Raw genomic sequence first — 18957 nt, 5'->3', positions numbered from 1 at the left:
TTAGAAGCTGGGCTTGATAATGGATGTGTTCCAGTCAATGAACGTCTACGTCAAAGTCGTTGAAGCCGGGAGCATGACGGCGGCCGCGTTGCAGTGCGACATGTCGACGACGATGGTAGGCAATCATCTGCGCGCGCTGGAGCAACGGCTCGGTGTGCAATTGCTGCAGCGCACCACCCGGCGTCAGCGGCTCACCGAATTCGGCAGCGTTTATTACCAGCGTTGCCTGGATGTATTGGGGCTGGTGGCGGACTCCGAACGCCTCGCCGAACAGGCGCTCGATGAGCCGCGCGGCATCCTGCGCATTACCGCGCCGCTGACCTTCGGCGTTGAACGGCTGGCGCCGGCACTGAGTGAATATTCGCTGCAATGGCCGAAGGTCAAACTCGACGTGGTGCTGACCAACAGCCGCCCGGATCTGCTGGAAAGCGGCCTCGACGTCGCCTTTCGACTGGGCCACTTCGAGCAATCCAACCTGATTGCCCGGCCGCTGATCGATTACACACTGACCGTCTGCGCGTCGCCGGACTATGTGGCACGGCGCGGCATGCCGCTGACGCCCCAAGACCTGCAACAGCATGACTGTCTGTCCTTCGCCTACCCCACCGGCGATGACTGGCAATCGGTGGAGAAGCGCTGGCGCCTCAGCGGCCCGGACGGCGAAATCATGGTCGATGTCAGCGGCCCGATGCTGATCAACAGCTCTGCCGGTTTGCATCAGGCCGCACGCACCGGCATGGGCATCGTGATGCTGCCCGATGCACTGGTGGAACAGGACCTGCGCGATGGCAGACTGGTGACGGTCATCCCCGACTACCAGCCGCCCAGCCGTCCATTGCACCTGTTGTACGCCCCGGATCGGTATCGATTGCCCAAGCTCAGACGTTTCGTCGAGTTTGCCATGACAGCCTGGGGCAGATCCTGATTCAGATAACCATTAACCTGACCTCGAATGATCACCGACAAGGAGTCGCCCACCGATGAACACCAACCCGAACGTACGCGACATGCTGCCCGCCGAAGCGGAGTCGGTTCGACGATTCCTTGATCAAAATGGCTGGGAACACCGGGCAGGCTCCAGCAAGTACTTTGCGCAACTCGTCAGAAATTCCCAACGCACTGCCGTCGCGTTGGATGGCCAACAGATCATCGGCTTCGCGCGTGGCATCACCGATGGTTTGTCCAATGGTTACCTGTCGATGGTCGTGGTCGACGGGGAACATCGACGCCGAGGGGTTGGCCGGGCGTTGGTCGAGCACATCATGGGCGACAACCCGGACATCACATGGGTGCTGCGGGCTGGCCGTGAAGGTGCGGAAGCGTTTTTTGCCGGTCTGGGTTTTGAAACATCCATGATCGCGATGGAACGCAGACGGTTGAAGTAGCCCTCAATTCGTCAATGAAGAGTCGGAGCGCAATGGATGTCTTTTGATCTCCTCTATAAGCAGACCTGACCTCTATCTCCGAAATACATGTAGGAAATTTCGTTATCCTTTTTTTCGAAACAATTGGCACCTGACACCTGAATACAATCCGTCGCCTCCACGGACGTCGAACGCGACAAGGCGACTCATGACCTTCAGCTCTCCAAAATTTATCCTGATCTTCCTGCCCATTGTCTTTTTCGTGTACTTCCTCCTCAATCGCCAACGGCTGATCACTGCGGGTAAATGGTGGCTGGTTATCGCCAGCCTGGTATTTTATGGACACTGGAGTGTGATCTATATCCCCCTCCTGTTGCTGTCAATCTCTTTTAACTTCACCGTCGGAAAAAGGCTTTCCTCGACTGATGAAAACAACGTTTCGACCATCCCCCGAAAGACCCTTCTCTGTATGGGTATCGGCGCCAACCTGTTACTTCTTGGCTACTTCAAATATACAAATTTCTTTATCGACAATATCAATTCCACTTTCGGCACTAATCTATTCTTTGAGCAAATCATTCTACCGCTTGGAATCAGCTTTTATACATTTACCCAAATCGCATTTCTTGTGGACTGCCACAGAAACCTGGCCAAAGAGTACAACTTCATAAACTACGCGCTCTTTGTGACCTTCTTCCCGCACCTCATCGCCGGGCCGATCCTTCATCACAAAGAAATGATGAGCCAGTTCCAGTCCAGATGGACACTCGCCATTCGCCATAGAAATATAATGATGGGGCTGTCCATATTCGGCATCGGCCTGTTCAAAAAAGTTGTAATCGCCGACACATTGGCCGTCTGGGCCGATGCAGGATTCGCCAGCGGTGTCAGCCACAACTTCTTCAGTGCCTGGACAACCAGTCTTTCCTACACGTTTCAGCTCTACTTCGACTTCAGCGGCTACTGCGACATGGCGATTGGCGCTGCCCTGCTCTTCAACATCTGGCTGCCGGTCAACTTCAATTCTCCTTACAAATCGCTTGATATTCAGGATTTCTGGCGACGCTGGCATATGACGTTGAGCCGCTATCTGCGTGATTATTTATACGTCCCTCTGGGTGGTAACCGCTGTGGTCGACAACGATTGTATTTCAACTTAATGGCCACATTTGTACTTGGCGGACTTTGGCACGGTGCAAGCTGGATGTTTATCATCTGGGGCGCGTTGCATGGCGGAGCCATTGTTACTCATCGAATATGGAAACTGTCCGGACTGTCAATGCCTCATTGGGCCGGCTGGTTTTGCACCTTCATGTTCGTGAATGTGACGTGGGTATTTTTCAGAGCCACCTCAGTGCCCGACGCCATTCTTATACTGCAAGGCATGATTGATTTTGACTCGATTCGCAGTTTGCCTACGAACTTGATTCCAACGGCGAATCTGGCGTGGGGAGGAACCTTGTCCGATCAGTTACTTTATTTACTGCCCGACGGCGTTGCTGCCCACTTGTGGCCGATATCAATGATCGTGGTCTGCCTTATCATCATCCGTCAAAAAAATGCATTTGAGCTTGCCATTCCCCTACAAGCTGAAAAAGCACAGACGCTCAGAATGTCTATTATATTTTGCCTGGCTCTGTACTCCACCATTCAAAGCAACAGCTCCATCTTTCTTTATTTTAATTTTTAAGGCTGCTTTTTTATGAAAAAGAGTCTGTACTCAGCGCTTATCATTTCAATGTTGTTTATGTGCATAGTCCCCGCCATTAATCTGCACCGCGTACTGACAACCCAAAGCGAAGTTAAATGGTGGAAACGCAAAGTGCTGTACAACATGGATTTCATTTATGCAGCAATCAGTCGATTAACCTATCCCTACGGGGTGTCGATTGACCCATCGCGGGCAATCATCGGCAAGGAAGGCTGGCTGTTCCTGGGCGACGATTTCGCCGATTCGATCACTTCGAAACGCATGGGTCTTGGCGCCCAGGATTCTCGAGTACTTGAGACAGTCGCAGAGTCCGCCGTGGCCTGGGATCATTGGCTGACAGGTATGAACGTAGCGGCATTTCGCATTGTGGTAGGTCCGGACAAAGACTCTGTTTACCCGGAATATCTCCCCGACTGGTACGCGCATGCCATCGCCCGGCCGACCGATACGCTGATCCGCCGCGTCAGCGCGAACATCTATATCGACCCGACCAAAGCGCTAATTCAGGCCAAGGCAGAATACTCAGAGCCGCTGTACTACAAGACCGACACTCACTGGAACAATCTGGGTGCATTGATCGCTTTCGATGAGTTGCGCAAAAATCTGGCCGAGAGCGCAATCCAGTTGAGCTGGCCACAGACCCGGGAAAACCTGCTAGCCGACAGCGTCGAACGCAACGGCGGCGACCTGGCCAAATTCCTGCGGATTCAGGAGCAATTGACCGACCGCGAAGTGGTGCTGAATGTCGATGCGGTGTACACATTGCAGGTCGAACACCATGATTTCGACAAAGGGCAAATCGCTTTCTCGGGCCACAACCTTGGCATCGCCTCCCCTGAAACACCGTTACTGGTCAAATCTAAGCACGCCCTCAATCGCAAGAAAGTACTTTGGCTGCGCGATTCGTTTGGCTCGGCAATGGCGCCGTTAATGGCTGCTACGTTCACCGAGACGCTGCACGTCTACTATCCGCTGCTTAAAGCACAAGGATTGGCGGAGCTGGTTGAACGCTACCAACCAGACCTTGTATTGGTCACAGCGGTTGAGCGCGATATGCGCAGTGATTTTTTCCAAACCGTCCCCCCTTTGCCGACCGATGGATAGCAAACCGCCGGACAACGGAGGGCGCAGGTAAATAGTTGGGACCACCGGCCCGTTGCTCCGTGACAACGTCGCCCCGCTCCCCTAAATTAGTCGACCTGAAAAAGCCCCGTGCTTGCTCATCCCCACTCAAGTTAAAAAGTAGTGAAATTTCAATGTCCGATTTCAACACCGCTGAATCCGTAGTCACCGAATCGTCCAAAGCGGAATACGAAAACTCCATCAATCTTTCACAACACCTGCCACAAGCCAAAATCATCAGCGAGATGGTGCTGGACGCGTTCCAGTCGAGCCGCGAGAGCGACCAGATCCGTGAACTGCGCACGGCGATCCGTGAAGCTCACGACCGCTTCGATGACGACAAGGCCTACGAACTGATGGGCGAACTCAAGAGCCTCAAGGATGCCGAGGCTGCCGACATCGCCGCCCTCGAAGACCTGAGCAGCAAGTTCTCGATCGGCCGCATCCTCTCTAGCTTCAAGGACGATCCGGCTTTCCAGGAAATCGTTTACGGCCTCGCGCTCAAAGTGCTGAACCAGACCCATCAGGCGATCAGCAACCCGAGCGGCGGCAAGAGCAAAGCGGCACGTGCGAAGAAAGAAGTCGAAATATTCACCATCAGCAAGGATGGCAGCAGCGTGACCCTGCCATTGCGCACGCCACGCTCGCGTCTGAATGTTGACCGAGAAGCGCTGGAGTTCCTTGGTTTCACCTTCGTCGGTGAAGGTGAGGAAGCCGAAATCGATAGCGAAACCTTCGTCGACAATGCCGGCACCGAACAGGCCGTCAACCGCAAGAACATCATCACGGCCCTGCAGCAGCAGACCGCATTTGATGGCTACAGCATCGCCGCGCAGTAATCCGGCCACGCTGACGAAAAAGCCCCGCACTGAGTGATCAGGCGGGGTTTTTAGCTTTCCGGCGCGAGGATTATGCGCCCGAGTGCAACGCCACAATCATGTCGACTTCAATCGCCGCATTCTTCGGCAACTGATAAACACCCACCGTGGTGCGCGTATGCCGGCCAGCGTCGCCGAGCACATGGCTGAACACATCCGATGCGCCGTTGGCCACTTCACTCAGGTCAACAAAGTCTGGCGTGGACTTCACGTACACCGTGACCCGCAACAACGCCCGGATCTTGTCCAGTGAACCGACCGCATCGACGATCAGCGCCAGACAACGCATCGCGCTGATGCTCGCGGCGGCCTGTGCATCCTTGAGCGTCAACTCCAGGCCAACCCGACCGGGGTACTGAATCTTGCCGTGGGTACGGGGCACCATGCCGCTGATGTACAGCTCATCGTGATGACGGATCAGCGGCGCATAGTTGCCGCCGGCGGTGTTCTCACCGTGGATGTCGTAGTTCAGCTCTTGTGCCAGGGCAATGAAGCGCTCGTCGCAAGACATCCTTTCAGTCATTTCGCCCAGCCTCGTTATCGGTGCATGAAGAACAGTTGAGCATCCGGAAAATGGCATGACGCTATCACTGTCGTGGTTGGATCCGAATCTAGGGGGTTTGCACTCGACTCGCAACCCTCACCCTAGCCCTCTCCCAGAGGGCGAGGGGACCGAGCGTGGGATATTGGCGCAATACACCGACTTGCACGCGCTGTAACGAATCCATCATCGCCACGAACTTTCAGTTCGACGGAGGACTGAAGACAACGGGGGCGGCTCCCTCTCCCTCGGCAGAGTGCTGGGCGGGCGGCGCTTCGATGAGGGGGAAGCCGCTCAGCAACAAAAAACCCCGCACATCTCTCGATGGCGGGGTTTTTCTTGAAGCGTCCAAACCTTACGGCGCGTACGTCAGCAACAACTCGCTCGGCACCTTGAAGTCCAGGGACATCATGACGCTCAACGCAGTGATGGTGAAGATCGAGAACACGAACAGCTTGCGTGCCCAGACCGTGTCATCCACTGCCTTGTAGCCGGTCCAGGCCATGTACAACCAGTACATGCCCATCGCGGCTGCGACGGCGAGGTAGCTCATGCCGGCGTAGCCACTGAAGGTCAGCATCAAGGTCGCCACGAGGAACGCCAGGATGTAGAGCAGGATGTGCTTCTTGGCCACTTTAATCCCGCGCTTCACTGGCAGCACCGGAATCGATGCGGCCAGGTAATCGTTGAAGCGGAAGATCGCGATGGCGTAGGAATGCGGCATCTGCCACAGGCTGAACATCACCAGCAGAACCAGCGCGGCCATGTCGAAGCTATTGGTTACAGCGACGTAACCGATCACTGGCGGCATGGCGCCCGACAGACTACCCACCAGCGTGCCGTGAACCGACTTGCGCTTGAGGTACAGGCTGTAGAAGCCGACGTAGATCACGAAGCCGATTACCGCGAACAGGGCGGCCAACGGATTGGCCACCTTGTACAACAATGCAACGCCGAGAACACCAAGGATGGTCGCGTAGACCAGGGCCAGTTTCAGGGAGATCAAGCCCTGGACCAGCACCCGGTTCTTGGTGCGTTCCATCTTCAGGTCGATGTCGCGGTCGATGCAGTTGTTGAACACGCAACCGGAGGCTACAACCAGGGAGGTGCCGATCATGGCTGCCAGAAACACCGCCAGATCGACATGCCCTTTCGAGGCCAGGAAGAACCCGCCTGCCACAGAAAGCACGTTACCGAAAATGATCCCCGGTTTGGTGATTTGGATAAAGTGCTTGAGCGACATCGGGTCTACCTCACTTCGCCATCATGTACGTGTGAATGCTGAACATGATCCACAGCGACAGGCCAACCAGCAGCACGATCACGATGGCCGTGAAGACGAACGCAATCACGTTGTTACGCTGAGCAATGGAACGGTCCAGGTGCAGGAAGTAATACAGGTGAACAATCACCTGGATCACTGCGAACAGCAGGACGATTGCCAGTGTCGTCATCTTCGGCAAGGTCGGGTACATCACCAGGCCGAACGGAATGACAGTCAGGATTACCGACAGAATGAAGCCAATGGCGTACGACTTGGCGCTGCCGTGGCCAGCATCGTGGCTGTCATGGGAGTGTGCGTTAGCCATTACAGAGTCCCCATCAGGTAAACAACGGTGAATACGCAGATCCACACCACGTCCAGGAAGTGCCAGAACAGGCTCAGGCAGCTCAGACGGGTCTTGTTGGTCGCCGTCAGGCCGTGCTTGTTGACCTGGTACATCATGATGCCCATCCAGATCAGACCTGCGGATACGTGCAGACCGTGGGTACCGACCAGGGTGAAGAACGCGGACAGGAAGCCCGAACGGCTAGGACCGAAGCCCTCGGAGATCAGCAGGTGGAACTCGTTGATCTCCATGGCGATGAAGCCAGCGCCGAGCAGGAAGGTCATGAACAACCAGCCCAGGACCTGCTGCTTCTTGCCTTTGTACAACGCCAGCATGGCGAAGCCGTAGGTGATCGAACTGAACAACAGCAGAGCGGTTTCGCCCAGCACGTAGGGCAGTTCGAAGATGTCGTGGCCCGACGGGCCACCGGCAACGTTGTTTACCAGTACCGCGTATACCGCGAAGATCGACGCAAACAAGATGCAGTCGGTCATCAGGTAGAGCCAGAAACCGTATACGGTCATCTCGCCCGAATCGTGGTGATGGTCATCGTGCCCATGTTCGCCATGGGCGTGTCCAGCATTGGTCACTAAATTCGACATGGTTTAAGCCTGTTCCAACGAGGTTTCAACACGGGTGGCACCGGCCGGGATTTTCCCTGCCGCAACCAGACGCTTGTGCTGCTCGGCTTCGATGCGCTCGATCGTTTCAACCGGAACCATATAGCCCTGGTCGTCACGTGCAGCGTGGATCACGAAGTAGACGACAGTGCCTACCAGGCTCGCGATTGCCAGCCACCAGATGTGCCAGATCATGGCAAAACCGAAGACGGTCAACAGCGCGCCCATCACAACGCCAGTGGCGGTGTTGTTCGGCATGTGGATCGGCTCGTACTTGGCCGGACGCTGGTACGCGGTACCGTTTTCCTTGGCTTCGGTGAACGGGTCGATGCAGTCAGCCTTAGGCAGCACAGCGAAGTTGTAGAACGGCGGTGGCGACGAGGTCGACCATTCCAGGGTGTGTGCATTCCACGGGTCACCGTGATCGCAAACGTTCTCTGGCTTGTTGCGGTCACGCACACTGACGTACAGCTGGATCAGTTGGCAGGCGATACCGACAGCGATCATCACCGCACCGAACATGGCAACGTACAGGTACGGTACCCACTCAGGGTTGGTGGTGGCGTTCAGACGACGGGTCATGCCCATGAAGCCCAGTGCATAGAGCGGCATGAACGCGACGAAGAAGCCCGAGATCCAGAACCAGAACGCTGCTTTACCCCAGCCTTCGTGCAGCTTGAAGCCGAACGCTTTCGGGAAGTAGAACGCGAAACCTGCGATGTAACCGAATACCGCACCGCCGATGATCACGTTGTGGAAGTGAGCGATCACGAACAGGCTGTTGTGCAGAACGAAGTCAGCACCCGGGATGGCCAGCAGTACGCCAGTCATGCCGCCGATGGCGAAGGTCACCATGAAGCCCAGCGTCCACAGCACCTGGCTGGTGAAGCGCAGACGGCCCTGGTAAATGGTGAACAGCCAGTTGAATAGCTTCACACCCGTCGGGATGGAAATCAGCATCGTCGCCAGACCGAAGAAGGCGTTGACGCTGGCACCCGAACCCATGGTGAAGAAGTGGTGCAGCCAAACCATGAAGCCCAGTACCGAGATCGCGCCCGAGGCGTAGATCATCGAGTGGTGGCCGAACAGTTTCTTGCCGGTGAAGGCCGAGATGACTTCCGAGAAAATGCCGAATGCCGGCAGGATCAGGATGTATACCTCAGGGTGGCCCCACGCCCAGAACAGGTTGACGTACATCATTGGATTGCCACCAAGTTCATTGGTGAAAATGTGGAAATCCATGTAACGGTCAAGGGTCAGCAGTGCCAGGGTAGCGGTCAGGATCGGGAACGAAGCCACGATCAGAACGTTTGCCCAGGTGCAGGTCCAGGTGAAGATCGGCATGTCCATCAGTTTCATGCCAGGGGTACGCATTTTCAGCACGGTGGCGAGGAAGTTAACCCCCGTCAACGTTGTACCCAACCCGGATAACTGTAGCGCCCAGATGTAGTAATCCATCCCCACGCCCGGACTGTATTGCAGGCCCGACAGCGGTGGATAAGCAACCCAACCGGTCTTGGCGAATTCGCCAACGCCCAGCGACAGGTTGATCAGCACAACGCCGGATACCAGCAGCCAGAAGCTCAGGGAGTTCAGGAACGGGAAGGCAACGTCACGCGCGCCGATCTGCAGCGGCACTGCAAGGTTCATCAGGCCGGTGAAGAATGGCATCGCCATGAAGATGATCATGATCACACCGTGAGCGGTGAAGATCTGGTCATAGTGTTCAGGTGGCAGGTAGCCAGGCGAACCCTCGGTGGCCATGGCCAACTGGGTACGCATCATGATGGCGTCGGCAAAACCGCGCAGCAGCATGACCATGGCGACGATGATGTACATCACGCCGATTTTCTTGTGGTCAACCGAGGTCAACCACTCGGTCCACAAGTACGTCCACTTCTTGAAGTAAGTGATTGCAGCGAACAGTGCCAGACCACCCAGCGCGATCATGGCGATGGTCACCATCACGATCGGCTCGTGGAAAGGAACCGCTTCCCAACTTAATTTACCAAACATTGTTTACTCCTCTGCCCCGGCAGCTGAATGCGAACTCGAGTCAATTTCCGTGGCCGCCACTTCTTTCTCTTTCTTCTCGTGCTTCAGCGGCTTGCCCGGCTTCATACCTTCGTACTTGTCGACGATGATCTGGAACTGGTTCGGCGTGACCGAGGAGTAGAGCTCGACTGGGTTGTTCTGGCTCGGTTTGGCAAGGGCTGCGTATTCAGCTTGATCAAGCTGTTTAGGTGACTTCTTGACTTCACTTACCCAGGCGTCGAAATCTTCCTGAGTTGTCGAGATGGCTTTGAACTTCATGCCGGTGAAACCTGCGCCGCTGTAGTTGGCGGAGATACCGTCCATTTCAGCGTTGCGGTCAGCGATCAGGTGCAGTTTGGTCTGCATGCCCGCCATCGCGTAGATCTGGCCGCCCAGGCCCGGGATGAAGAACGAGTTCATCACGGCGTCGGAGGTGATCTTGAAGTTGATTGGCGTGTGCGCCGGGAACACGATCTTGTTGACCGTGGCAATGCCTTGTTCCGGGTAGATGAACAGCCACTTCCAGTCCAGCGCAACCACTTCGATGGTGATCGGCTTGACGTCGGATTCGATTGGACGATACGGGTCCAGTTCGTGGGTCGAAATGTAGGTGATGTAACCCAGCGCGATGATGATCAGAACCGGAATGGTCCAGACGGCCACTTCGATCTTGGTCGAGTGCGACCATTTCGGCGTGTAGATGGCGTCTTTGTTGGAGGCGCGATACTTCCAGGCGAACAGGAAGGTCATGACGATAACCGGCACGACGACCAACAGCATCAGCAGGGTCGCGGTGATGATCAGGTTGCGCTGTTCCAGGCCGACCTGGCCCGTTGGATTGAGCAGGGTCATGTTGCAGCCTCCCAGCAACAACGTGCCGAGCAGCGGCGCTAGGCCTAGTAATCTGGGGTACCTGTTTTTACTCATCTCACGACCTCTAAAGCAGCTTGCGCAATGCAGTTGGGTTTTGATCGCCAACACTTCACCCTGCCAAGGGTTGGCATTTTCTTTGGATTGAATAAGGGCCGCCCGTCGCGCGTCAGACGCTCGACAAAACCTGGGACAGCGGTAAGTTCTTATTCGAATTCGTGGTCAAAGGCCTTGTTACAGACCAATTCCATTTGGTGCGGAAAGTTGGAAGGCACCGACACCTGGGTGTCTTGAAAGCCTCACAGCCTGCTCGACACCCGACTTCCTGCTCGCCTCCTTAATAAAGGCTGAACAGCGCCGGGAATTCAGTGCGGGCGATTGTAGATAGGTAGCGCCCTATACACCATGTCTTATCCCGAAATAATTTTTATCCGTTCGAGCAACAATCCATCGCCATTTTTGCAAAAGTTCCGCATGTTATCGAAATAGATTCTCAACAAAACGCCAAAATTTGTAGGTGTATCCGCCTCAGTTCAGACAGCTCCGAAGGCTTTTTCCGAGGGCAGGATCGGCGCAAAGCCCGATACCCCAAGGCTTCTGGCCATTTGCCCGCGCTTGTTAAAACTGCCTGATCTGGCACTCGCGTTCAAAAGCCCAAAAACACCAAAACAGACCAATCCTTTTTTGTAACAGTGCGCCAATCCGGGTAGGTGGATCGGCTTGCGACACCGCCTGTGTGACAACATGTCGCACACCTGCCACACCCTTCCTTGCCGTTCGTCACGGTGTTTTCACAAACACTCTGAAATGCAAAACGCCCCGATTTGCTGAACCGCAAATCGAGGCGTTTTCTGTATCGGCAGTAACGCGCGATAGTTGACTCAGCGCAGTGCTTTTCGATTACGCGAGGCCAGCAGCGGAACCAGGATCACCACCAGCACGAACGCTACCAGCGCCCATTGCGCCAGCGACAGACCGAGGATCGGCGGGTACGGCGTCGAGCAGAAACCGTCGACCTGGAAGCCCAGCGGGAAGATCTTCGCCAGCGGCAGATCATCAACAATAGGCTGCAACACATCGATGCCACAGCTGATCGCCGGATAGAACTGGGTGTACACGTGATGCCCGGCGACTGCCGCCCCGGCAATCGCACAGATCACCACCAGGACTTCGAATACGGTGATGCTGCGCCGGGTGCGCGTGGCCGCACCGATAAAGGCAAACAGCGCGATCAGCAGCAACGCATAACGCTGCAGGATGCACAGTGGGCACGGCGCCTCGCCGAGCACGATCTGCATGTACAGCGCGCCGCCGATCAACGCCAGGCAGATGATGCCCAGCAGCACCAGAAAGCGTCGCTCACGTCCCAATCGAATTGTTTCCTCGCTCATCGCGTTTCCCTTATATGTCCATGGTTCAGCCGTCTGGCGACTGAAAGTTGTCGCAAGTCTACACCGGGGAAATAAACGATAAAGCGGTTAAGGAACCATTAACCTCAAGCTCGATTGATAAATTCACACCGCGTAACGGCCTTCGCGAGCAAGCTCGCTCCCACATAGGATTTGCGGCGAACACAAATCGTGTGGGAGCGAGCTTGCTCGCGAAGCAGACAACTCAGTCTCGACTATCTATTCCAAAGCAGCAGCCGGCCCGAAGAACTCATACCGGCTCTGTTTCTCCGGCACACCCAGCGCTTTCAGATGCCGCTTGATCGCGCTCATGAAACCTTTCGGCCCAAGGAAGTAGGCGTCGACATCACGCTGCTCCGGCAGCCATTGAGCGAGCAACTCCTGGCTCAGTATCCCGACCTTGTCTGCTGCCGGGCTCACGCCGTCGTCTTCGGCGTAGCAATAGAAACGCTTGAGTTGCGGATGACGCGCAGCCAGGCCGTCGATCCAGTCGCGGAACGCATGCACACTGCCATTGCGCGCGCAGTGGATGAAGTGCACTGGGCGCTCGGTTTCCAGCGCCGCTTCGAGCATCGCCAACGTCGGGGTGATGCCAACGCCGCCGCTGATCAACACCAGTGGTTTATCGCTGGCAGCCAGGGTGAACTCACCCGATGGCGGGAACAGCTGAATGCTCGCGCCGACATGCAACTGATCGTGCAAGTGATTGGACGCGCGGCCACCCGGTTCGCGTTTGACGCTGATACGGTACTGACCTTTATTCGCCAGCGCCGACAGCGAATAGTTGCGGCGGACCTCTTCGCCATCCAGCACCAGTTTCATGCCGATGTACTGACCCGGTTCGGCCGCCAGAGTCGGGCCCTTGTCCGCAGGCTCAAAGTAGAAGGAGGTGATTTCCGCGCTCTCCTCGACCTTGGCCGCAACGATGAATTCGCGCGCCCCGCGCCAGCCACCGACGGCTTGCTCTTTCTGGTCGTAGATGGCGGTTTCGGCGCCGATCAGGATGTCGGCCAGTTGACCGTACGCCGCGCCCCAGGCACTCATCACTTCGGGCGTGGCGATCTCCTCGCCGAGCACTTCAGAGATGGCGCGCAACAGGCAGGCACCGACAATCGGGTAGTGCTCCGGCAGGATCTGCAAGGCGACGTGCTTGTTGATGATCTTCGCCACCAGATCGCCCAACTGGTCGAGCTGATCGATGTGCCGGGCGTACATCAACACACCGTTGGCCAGCGCACGCGGCTGGTCGCCGCTGGCCTGATGCGCCTGGTTGAACAATGGGCGCACTTGCGGGTATTCGGAGAGCATCATGCGGTAGAAGTGCGTGATCAGCGCCTCACCGCCGCTTTCCAGCAGAGGCACGGTGGATTTGACGATGGCACGATCCTGGACGCTAAGCATAAAGGTGACTCCTGCTTTATTTGAAAAGTTAACCTGGCTTTATCAGATTTCGTGCCAACTATTTTTCTGTTTTAAATCAGTCACTTGAAAATATCGTAGTCATATCGACTCAAAGCACCTTATAGTCACTCCGACTACATCTTGTCTCTTTGACTACACGACCATGATCGCCAAATCCTTGCTGACCGCTCTACTGCCGCTGGTCTCCGACCTCTCCCGCGAATTGCCGGAGGGTGAGCGTTATCGTCGACTGCTCGAAGCCATGCGCGCCCTGTTGCCTTGCGATGCCGCCGCGTTGTTGCGCCTCGACGGCGAATCGCTGGTGCCGCTGGCGGTGGATGGCTTGAGTACGGACACCCTCGGCCGTCGCTTCAAGGTCAGTGAGCACCCGCGCTTTGAAGTGTTGCTGGCAGGGTCCGGGCCGACCCGGTTTGCCGCCGACAGCGACTTGCCCGACCCTTACGACGGTTTGATCGACGGCCTCGACGATCACCTGGAAGTTCACGACTGCCTCGGCTGTCCACTGTTTGTCGATGAAAAACTGTGGGGGCTGATCACCCTCGACGCGCTCGATCCGGAGCGCTTCGAGCCGATCGAACTGGACGTATTGCAAGCCTTCGCCAGCCTTGCCTCGGCCACGGTCAACGCCGCCGAACGCATCGAGCGTCTGGCGATCCGCGTTGAAGACGAGCACCAGCGCGCCGAGATTTACCGTCAGGCCAGCGGTCAGCAGGACCGCGAAATGATCGGCCAGAGCAAGACGCACAAGCGCCTCGTGAAAGAGATCAACCTGGTCGGCGGTAGCGACCTGACCGTGTTGATCACCGGCGAAACCGGGGTTGGCAAGGAGTTGGTGGCTCAGGCGATCCACGCTGCCTCGGCGCGCGCCGACCAACCGATCATCAGCCTCAACTGCGCGGCACTGCCCGACACCTTGGTGGAAAGCGAGTTGTTCGGCCACGTGCGCGGCGCCTTCACTGGCGCTACCAGCGACCGCCGCGGCAAATTTGAACTGGCCAATGGCGGCACGCTGTTTCTCGATGAGGTGGGCGAATTGTCGCTGACCGTCCAGGCCAAACTGTTGCGCGTGCTGCAGAGCGGCCAGTTACAACGTTTAGGCTCGGACAAGGAGCATCAGGTCGACGTGCGCCTGATCGCTGCGACCAACCGCGACCTGGCCGAAGAAGTGCGCAGCGGTCGCTATCGTGCCGACTTTTACCATCGCCTGAGTGTCTACCCGCTGCGAGTGCCGGCCCTGCGTGATCGCGGGCGTGATGTGTTGTTGCTCAGCGGTTTCTTCCTCGAACAGAACCGCTCGCGCATGGGCCTTAATAGCCTGCGGCTGAACAGTGACGCCCAGGAAGCCCTCCTCGCCTACACTTGGCCAGGCAACGTGCGCGAACTGGAACACTTGATCGGGCGCAGCGCGTTGAAGGCCTTGGGCAACTGCAAGGTGCGGCCGAAGATTCTCAGTTTGAGTGCAGCGGATCTCGATTTGCCGCGTGAGGTTGTGGATAACCTGCCTGAGCCGCTTGCCGGGGTTGTGGCGTCGGCGCCATTGATCAGCGGGGATTTGCGCAGTGCTACCGAGGCGTACCAGCGCCAGTTGATCAGTGCGGCGCTGGAACGTCATCAGGATAATTGGGCGAGTGCGGCGCGGGAGTTGGGGCTTGATCGGGCGAATCTGGGACGGATGGCCAAGCGGTTGGGCATGAAAAGCTAAAAGCCCCCTCACCCTAACCCTCTCCCGGAGGGAGAGGGGACTGAGTGGGGGATATTGGAGCACTGCGCCGACGTGAGCGTGCAGTGTCGAATCCATAATCGACTGGGTCTTTCAGGTCGATGTATTGCGCAAGACACCTCGGTCGGCCCCTTCTCCCGGAGGGAGAAGGACTGATTGGGGGATATTGGAGAGCTATGCCGACGTGAGCGTGCAGTGTCGAATCCATAATCGAATCGGTCTTTCAGGTCGATGTATGGCGCAAGACACCTCGGTCGGCCCCCTCTCCCTCCGGGAGAGGGCTGGGGTGAGGGGCTTTGGCTCTGGAACGCAACGCCATCCGACAACTGACCTAAAGCCCACCCCATTAGCGCCGATAACCCGGCATCAATAGTTTCTGGCGATTTCCACCCTCGCCCATCACCTTTTTCCACAGAAGGTTTTTATGTCTTCCAACAAAGCCCGCGCAGATTCACTTTCGCTTCTGCTATTTACCTTGCGCAGCGGCAAGCTGATGGCGATCAACCTGCTGAAAGTCAGTGAAATCATTCCCTGCCCGCCGCTGACCAAGCTGCCGGAATCGCATCCGCACGTCAAAGGCATCGCCACCTTGCGCGGTGCCGCGCTGTCGGTCATCGACCTCAGCCGCGCCATCGGCGAGCGACCGCTGGAAGACCCCAATGGTGGCTGTCTGATCGTCACTGACGTCAGCCGCTCCAAGCAGGGCCTGCACGTTCAAGCGGTGAGCAAAATCGTCCACTGCCTGACCACCGACATCAAACCACCGCCGTTCGGTTCCGGCGGGCCGCGCGCCTACATCACCGGTGTGACCTCGGTGGACGGCACGCTGGTGCAGGTGCTGGACATCGAAAAAGTCATCCACAGCATCGCCCCGGCGCAGATCGAAATGGCCCCGACCGACCTGACCATGGAAGACGCCGACGTTCTCGGCAACGCGCGGATTCTGGTGGTCGACGACAGTCAGGTGGCGCTGCAACAATCGGTGCACACCCTGCGCAATCTCGGCCTGCAATGCCACACCGCACGCAGCGCCAAGGAAGCCATCGACTGCCTGCTCGATTTGCAGGGCACTGCCCAACAGATCAACCTGATCGTCTCCGACATCGAAATGTCCGAGATGGACGGCTACGCCTTCACCCGCACCCTGCGCGAGACCCCGGATTTCGCCCATCTCTACGTGCTGCTGCACACCTCGCTCGATAGCGCGATGAACAGCGAAAAGGCACGACTGGCCGGCGCCAACGCAGTGCTGACGAAGTTCTCCTCGCCGGAGCTGACCCAACGTCTGATCGAAGCGGCCAAACACGTCGCGGCCAACGGTTATTGACTCTTGGGCGAGATTTACTGCTTTTTGCTGCGGCGCGATCTGAGTGCAGACGTGCCGGATGTCGTCTGGCCGCAAGGTGTTGAAATCAGCACCTATCGCCCGGAACTGGCTGGCGCCGTGCATGCCTTGATGCAACTTGGTCACCGCGAAGGCGGCGGCCGGGTACCGGCGCTGGAGGTTTGGCAGCGACGGTTTGAACGCGATCCGGAATATGACCCGGCGCTGTGTTTCATTGCCATTGATGCCGAGGGTGTCGTGGGTGTGGCGCAGTGCTGGACCAGTTCATATATCAAGAGCCTTGTGGTGCATCCGCGTGCCCAGGGACTTGGTTTGGGCCGGGCCTTACTGCTCAATGCATTCAAGGTGTTTCAGCAACGGCGCGAAGGATTTGTTGATTTGAAGGTGCTGGAAGATAACCTTCGGGCGCAGCGCCTGTATGAGGGGGCCGGGATGTATAGGGTTCGCCTTGAGTTAGTGCACGACTGATCCACCGCCATCGCTGGCAAGCCAGCTCCCACAGAGATTGGCGGCGCTCACAAAACCTGTGTGAGCCGGCGTGCCAGCGATGGCGGCCCCAAAGACAACTTTTCGCTCTCAGGCATACTCCAACCCTTGCCACTACAAGGATGCCAAAACCATGAAAGCGACCACCCTGAGCTTCATCTGCCTCACCGCCCTCGCCTCCAACGCCCACGCGTCCAGCCCTGACGCCTGGGCTGCCTACGACAAAACCGTGCTCGCCAGTTGCACCAAAGCCAGCGGTTTGAAGAACGCCAAACCGGTCGGCAATGCCGCGCAATTTGACGACCGTGTCGGCTACACCGCTGTGTTGCTGCAAGGCCAATATCCGCAGAAACACATGAAAGGCCAACAAGGTACCGAGCTGTGCCTGTACAACAAAAAATCGAAAACCGCATTCGTCACCGAATGGGATTCGATCCGCCCGACCGCCAAAACCCAATGAATGGCGCATAACTTGCTTCGATCGGTGATCCCATGGCGGCTTTACGTCGCTGATTCACACCTGATTGAAGATTGATCGTTCAATGAATACGACGTTTTCCTGCGTAGGCTGCGGCAAGTGCTGCACCGACCACCATGTCCCCCTGACCCTAGCCGAAGCCCGCATGTGGGCGGCCGACGGTGGTCAGGTGATCGTGCTGGTAGAGGCTTTTCTCGGCAACGGTCTAGGCTTGCCGGCGCAGCAGCGTGAACATGCCGAACGGCGTTCGGTCGCGGTGCGCAGCGGTGAATCGGCGGCGCACGTGGCCATCACTTTCGCCGCGTACAATGTCGGACCTTGTCGGAATCTTGACGATGACAAGCGGTGCCGCATCTACGAGCGTCGACCGTTGGTGTGTCGGATTTATCCGGCGGAGATCAATCCGCACATCCCGCTCAACCCTGCCGCCAAGGATTGCCCGCCCGAATCGTGGGAACAGGGGCCGCTGTTGATCGTCGGGGGCGATCTGGTCGATCAGGAACTGATCGAGCTGATTCAGCGTTCCCGTCAGGCTGATCGTGATGACATTCGGACAAAGGATGCGATCTGCGCTGCGCTGGGTATCCGGACCACGGCGCTCAAGGGCGACGGGTTTACCGCGTATCTGCCGAATATGGAGGCTTTTGCGAAGGTAATTGATCAGGTGAACGCGCAGTCACTGGATGAAGTGGCCAGTGAATGGCTGTTTCATTTGTCCGGAGAGGATGTGGCCGCGCAAGTGCGGGAGGCGGGGGCGCGGGTGGTGACGGAGCCGGCGCTGACCTACGCGTTTATTTCGTTGCGGGCGGCTTGATACAGATACTCGAGTGGTGTTCGGGCCTCATCGTTGGCAAGCCAGCTCCCACAGGGTTGTGGGTCGTGCATCACTGAAGTGAACAACCGGAAAACCTGTGGGAGCTGGCTTGCCAGCGATGGGGCCAGTGAAGACGACCTCAATCCCAAACCTGTCGCCGCCCCTCAAAAACCCGCGCAAGCCAATGCAATTCCCCGAAGGAAACTCAGCGCTTGCCCATCGAACGACGGGTGCCCGGCGGCGCCATGCCTGGGCTCTTGGTATGGCCGTTCTTGGCGCCGTTCTTGTACCACGGCTGGTTAGAGCCTTTGGCACCTGCCAGTTCGCCCGGTTTGAACGGGAACTTGAATGCCGGGATCTCGGCTTTGGAATCGCTGGCGTCGGCCATATCGGCCGGGACATCGCTCACGGCGTCGTCAACCGGCGGTTGGATCGGGGAAGTCATGAAAGCTCCGCAAAACGAAAAGTCGCGCCCGGTAAGTGAGCCGCGAAGGCGCGCAGTATACCTATGTACCGACGGCCGGCATCTGAAG

Annotated in this window: 19 protein-coding genes; 10 read left to right on the top strand and 9 right to left on the bottom strand. The window is 57.2% G+C overall.

All coding sequences use genetic code 11. The features are described from left to right. Nucleotides 1–19: 19 nt before the first annotated feature. The 5 genes from AB4P91_RS11020 (at nt 20) to AB4P91_RS11000 (ending at nt 5036) form a co-directional block, all read left to right on the top strand. Nucleotides 20–925: a LysR family transcriptional regulator gene (locus AB4P91_RS11020; RefSeq protein ID WP_150595779.1), complete on the top strand. Its 906-nt coding sequence runs from the start codon at nt 20–22 to the stop codon at nt 923–925. Nucleotides 926–980: 55 nt separating this feature from the next. Further along, nucleotides 981–1385, top strand: a complete 405-nt coding sequence (locus tag AB4P91_RS11015) for a GNAT family N-acetyltransferase (protein ID WP_395604781.1) — start codon at nt 981–983, stop codon at nt 1383–1385. A 187-nt stretch (nt 1386–1572) separates the two neighbouring features. After that, nucleotides 1573–3054, top strand: a complete 1482-nt coding sequence (locus tag AB4P91_RS11010) for an MBOAT family O-acyltransferase (RefSeq protein WP_395604780.1) — start codon at nt 1573–1575, stop codon at nt 3052–3054. A 12-nt stretch (nt 3055–3066) separates the two neighbouring features. Continuing rightward, a complete protein-coding gene (locus AB4P91_RS11005) occupies nt 3067–4179 on the top strand; it encodes a hypothetical protein (RefSeq protein ID WP_395604779.1) in 1113 nt (370 codons plus the stop codon). A 152-nt stretch (nt 4180–4331) separates the two neighbouring features. Continuing rightward, on the top strand, nt 4332–5036 hold the full coding sequence (locus AB4P91_RS11000) for a hypothetical protein (protein WP_395604778.1): 705 nt from the start codon (nt 4332–4334) through the stop codon (nt 5034–5036). Nucleotides 5037–5106: 70 nt separating this feature from the next. Here AB4P91_RS11000 and AB4P91_RS10995 read toward each other — a convergent pair whose 3' ends face one another. From AB4P91_RS10995 to hmpA, 8 genes are all read right to left on the bottom strand, one after another. Further along, nucleotides 5107–5598 (bottom strand): RidA family protein, encoded by a 492-nt coding sequence (locus AB4P91_RS10995; protein WP_150592688.1) that lies wholly within the window; start codon nt 5596–5598, stop codon nt 5107–5109. A 373-nt stretch (nt 5599–5971) separates the two neighbouring features. Beyond that, nucleotides 5972–6859 (bottom strand): heme o synthase, encoded by an 888-nt coding sequence (gene cyoE, locus AB4P91_RS10990; RefSeq protein WP_095191599.1) that lies wholly within the window; start codon nt 6857–6859, stop codon nt 5972–5974. Nucleotides 6860–6869: 10 nt separating this feature from the next. After that, the gene (cyoD, locus tag AB4P91_RS10985; RefSeq protein WP_150592687.1) at nt 6870–7205 is read right to left on the bottom strand and encodes a cytochrome o ubiquinol oxidase subunit IV; all 336 of its coding nucleotides are present in this window, start codon (nt 7203–7205) and stop codon (nt 6870–6872) included. After that, nucleotides 7205–7828: a cytochrome o ubiquinol oxidase subunit III gene (cyoC, locus tag AB4P91_RS10980; protein ID WP_042560958.1), complete on the bottom strand. Its 624-nt coding sequence runs from the start codon at nt 7826–7828 to the stop codon at nt 7205–7207. Before cyoC ends, cyoD begins: the two co-directional genes overlap by 1 nt. A gap of 3 nt (nt 7829–7831) precedes the next feature. Next, complete coding sequence (gene cyoB, locus AB4P91_RS10975) at nt 7832–9862, bottom strand: cytochrome o ubiquinol oxidase subunit I (RefSeq protein WP_042560959.1); 2031 nt, start codon at nt 9860–9862, stop codon at nt 7832–7834. 3 nt (nt 9863–9865) lie between these two features. After that, complete coding sequence (gene cyoA, locus AB4P91_RS10970; protein WP_395604777.1) at nt 9866–10807, bottom strand: ubiquinol oxidase subunit II; 942 nt, start codon at nt 10805–10807, stop codon at nt 9866–9868. Nucleotides 10808–11631: 824 nt separating this feature from the next. Continuing rightward, nucleotides 11632–12141 carry a disulfide bond formation protein B gene (locus tag AB4P91_RS10965; RefSeq protein ID WP_042560961.1) on the bottom strand — a complete coding sequence of 170 codons (510 nt, stop codon included), beginning with the start codon at nt 12139–12141 and terminating at the stop codon, nt 11632–11634. Nucleotides 12142–12378: 237 nt separating this feature from the next. Next, nucleotides 12379–13560: an NO-inducible flavohemoprotein gene (hmpA, locus tag AB4P91_RS10960; RefSeq protein ID WP_395604776.1), complete on the bottom strand. Its 1182-nt coding sequence runs from the start codon at nt 13558–13560 to the stop codon at nt 12379–12381. Between the two features lie 163 nt (nt 13561–13723). Here hmpA and norR point away from each other — a divergent pair, with 163 nt between their 5' ends. The 5 genes from norR to AB4P91_RS10935 all read left to right on the top strand — a co-directional run bounded on the left by norR (nt 13724) and on the right by AB4P91_RS10935 (nt 18424). Then, complete coding sequence (gene norR, locus AB4P91_RS10955; protein ID WP_395604775.1) at nt 13724–15283, top strand: nitric oxide reductase transcriptional regulator NorR; 1560 nt, start codon at nt 13724–13726, stop codon at nt 15281–15283. A gap of 442 nt (nt 15284–15725) precedes the next feature. Then, entirely contained in the window at nt 15726–16628 is a 903-nt protein-coding gene (locus AB4P91_RS10950) for a chemotaxis protein CheV (RefSeq protein WP_042560964.1), read from the top strand. A 27-nt stretch (nt 16629–16655) separates the two neighbouring features. Continuing rightward, nucleotides 16656–17114 (top strand): GNAT family N-acetyltransferase, encoded by a 459-nt coding sequence (locus tag AB4P91_RS10945; RefSeq protein ID WP_395604954.1) that lies wholly within the window; start codon nt 16656–16658, stop codon nt 17112–17114. Between the two features lie 151 nt (nt 17115–17265). Beyond that, the gene (locus AB4P91_RS10940) at nt 17266–17592 is read left to right on the top strand and encodes a hypothetical protein (protein WP_150592683.1); all 327 of its coding nucleotides are present in this window, start codon (nt 17266–17268) and stop codon (nt 17590–17592) included. Between the two features lie 82 nt (nt 17593–17674). Beyond that, entirely contained in the window at nt 17675–18424 is a 750-nt protein-coding gene (locus tag AB4P91_RS10935) for a YkgJ family cysteine cluster protein (RefSeq protein ID WP_395604774.1), read from the top strand. 205 nt (nt 18425–18629) lie between these two features. Here AB4P91_RS10935 and AB4P91_RS10930 read toward each other — a convergent pair whose 3' ends face one another. Continuing rightward, entirely contained in the window at nt 18630–18869 is a 240-nt protein-coding gene (locus tag AB4P91_RS10930) for a hypothetical protein (protein WP_047303058.1), read from the bottom strand. Nucleotides 18870–18957: the final 88 nt, after the last annotated feature.

Source organism: Pseudomonas sp. B21128 (assembly GCF_044218865.1).
In the GTDB taxonomy this organism is placed as follows: domain Bacteria; phylum Pseudomonadota; class Gammaproteobacteria; order Pseudomonadales; family Pseudomonadaceae; genus Aquipseudomonas; species Aquipseudomonas iridis.
This window is presented reverse-complemented; position numbering and strand designations above follow the sequence as displayed.

Coding starts and splice junctions, on each gene's coding strand:
- AB4P91_RS11020 (WP_150595779.1), top strand. CDS start 20: ATGGATGTGTTCCAGTCAATGAACGTCTACGTCAAAGTCGTTGAAGCC.
- AB4P91_RS11015 (WP_395604781.1), top strand. CDS start 981: ATGAACACCAACCCGAACGTACGCGACATGCTGCCCGCCGAAGCGGAG.
- AB4P91_RS11010 (WP_395604780.1), top strand. CDS start 1,573: ATGACCTTCAGCTCTCCAAAATTTATCCTGATCTTCCTGCCCATTGTC.
- AB4P91_RS11005 (WP_395604779.1), top strand. CDS start 3,067: ATGAAAAAGAGTCTGTACTCAGCGCTTATCATTTCAATGTTGTTTATG.
- AB4P91_RS11000 (WP_395604778.1), top strand. CDS start 4,332: ATGTCCGATTTCAACACCGCTGAATCCGTAGTCACCGAATCGTCCAAA.
- AB4P91_RS10995 (WP_150592688.1), bottom strand. CDS start 5,598: ATGACTGAAAGGATGTCTTGCGACGAGCGCTTCATTGCCCTGGCACAA.
- cyoE (WP_095191599.1), bottom strand. CDS start 6,859: ATGTCGCTCAAGCACTTTATCCAAATCACCAAACCGGGGATCATTTTC.
- cyoD (WP_150592687.1), bottom strand. CDS start 7,205: ATGGCTAACGCACACTCCCATGACAGCCACGATGCTGGCCACGGCAGC.
- cyoC (WP_042560958.1), bottom strand. CDS start 7,828: ATGTCGAATTTAGTGACCAATGCTGGACACGCCCATGGCGAACATGGG.
- cyoB (WP_042560959.1), bottom strand. CDS start 9,862: ATGTTTGGTAAATTAAGTTGGGAAGCGGTTCCTTTCCACGAGCCGATC.
- cyoA (WP_395604777.1), bottom strand. CDS start 10,807: ATGAGTAAAAACAGGTACCCCAGATTACTAGGCCTAGCGCCGCTGCTC.
- AB4P91_RS10965 (WP_042560961.1), bottom strand. CDS start 12,141: ATGAGCGAGGAAACAATTCGATTGGGACGTGAGCGACGCTTTCTGGTG.
- hmpA (WP_395604776.1), bottom strand. CDS start 13,560: ATGCTTAGCGTCCAGGATCGTGCCATCGTCAAATCCACCGTGCCTCTG.
- norR (WP_395604775.1), top strand. CDS start 13,724: ATGATCGCCAAATCCTTGCTGACCGCTCTACTGCCGCTGGTCTCCGAC.
- AB4P91_RS10950 (WP_042560964.1), top strand. CDS start 15,726: ATGTCTTCCAACAAAGCCCGCGCAGATTCACTTTCGCTTCTGCTATTT.
- AB4P91_RS10940 (WP_150592683.1), top strand. CDS start 17,266: ATGAAAGCGACCACCCTGAGCTTCATCTGCCTCACCGCCCTCGCCTCC.
- AB4P91_RS10935 (WP_395604774.1), top strand. CDS start 17,675: ATGAATACGACGTTTTCCTGCGTAGGCTGCGGCAAGTGCTGCACCGAC.
- AB4P91_RS10930 (WP_047303058.1), bottom strand. CDS start 18,869: ATGACTTCCCCGATCCAACCGCCGGTTGACGACGCCGTGAGCGATGTC.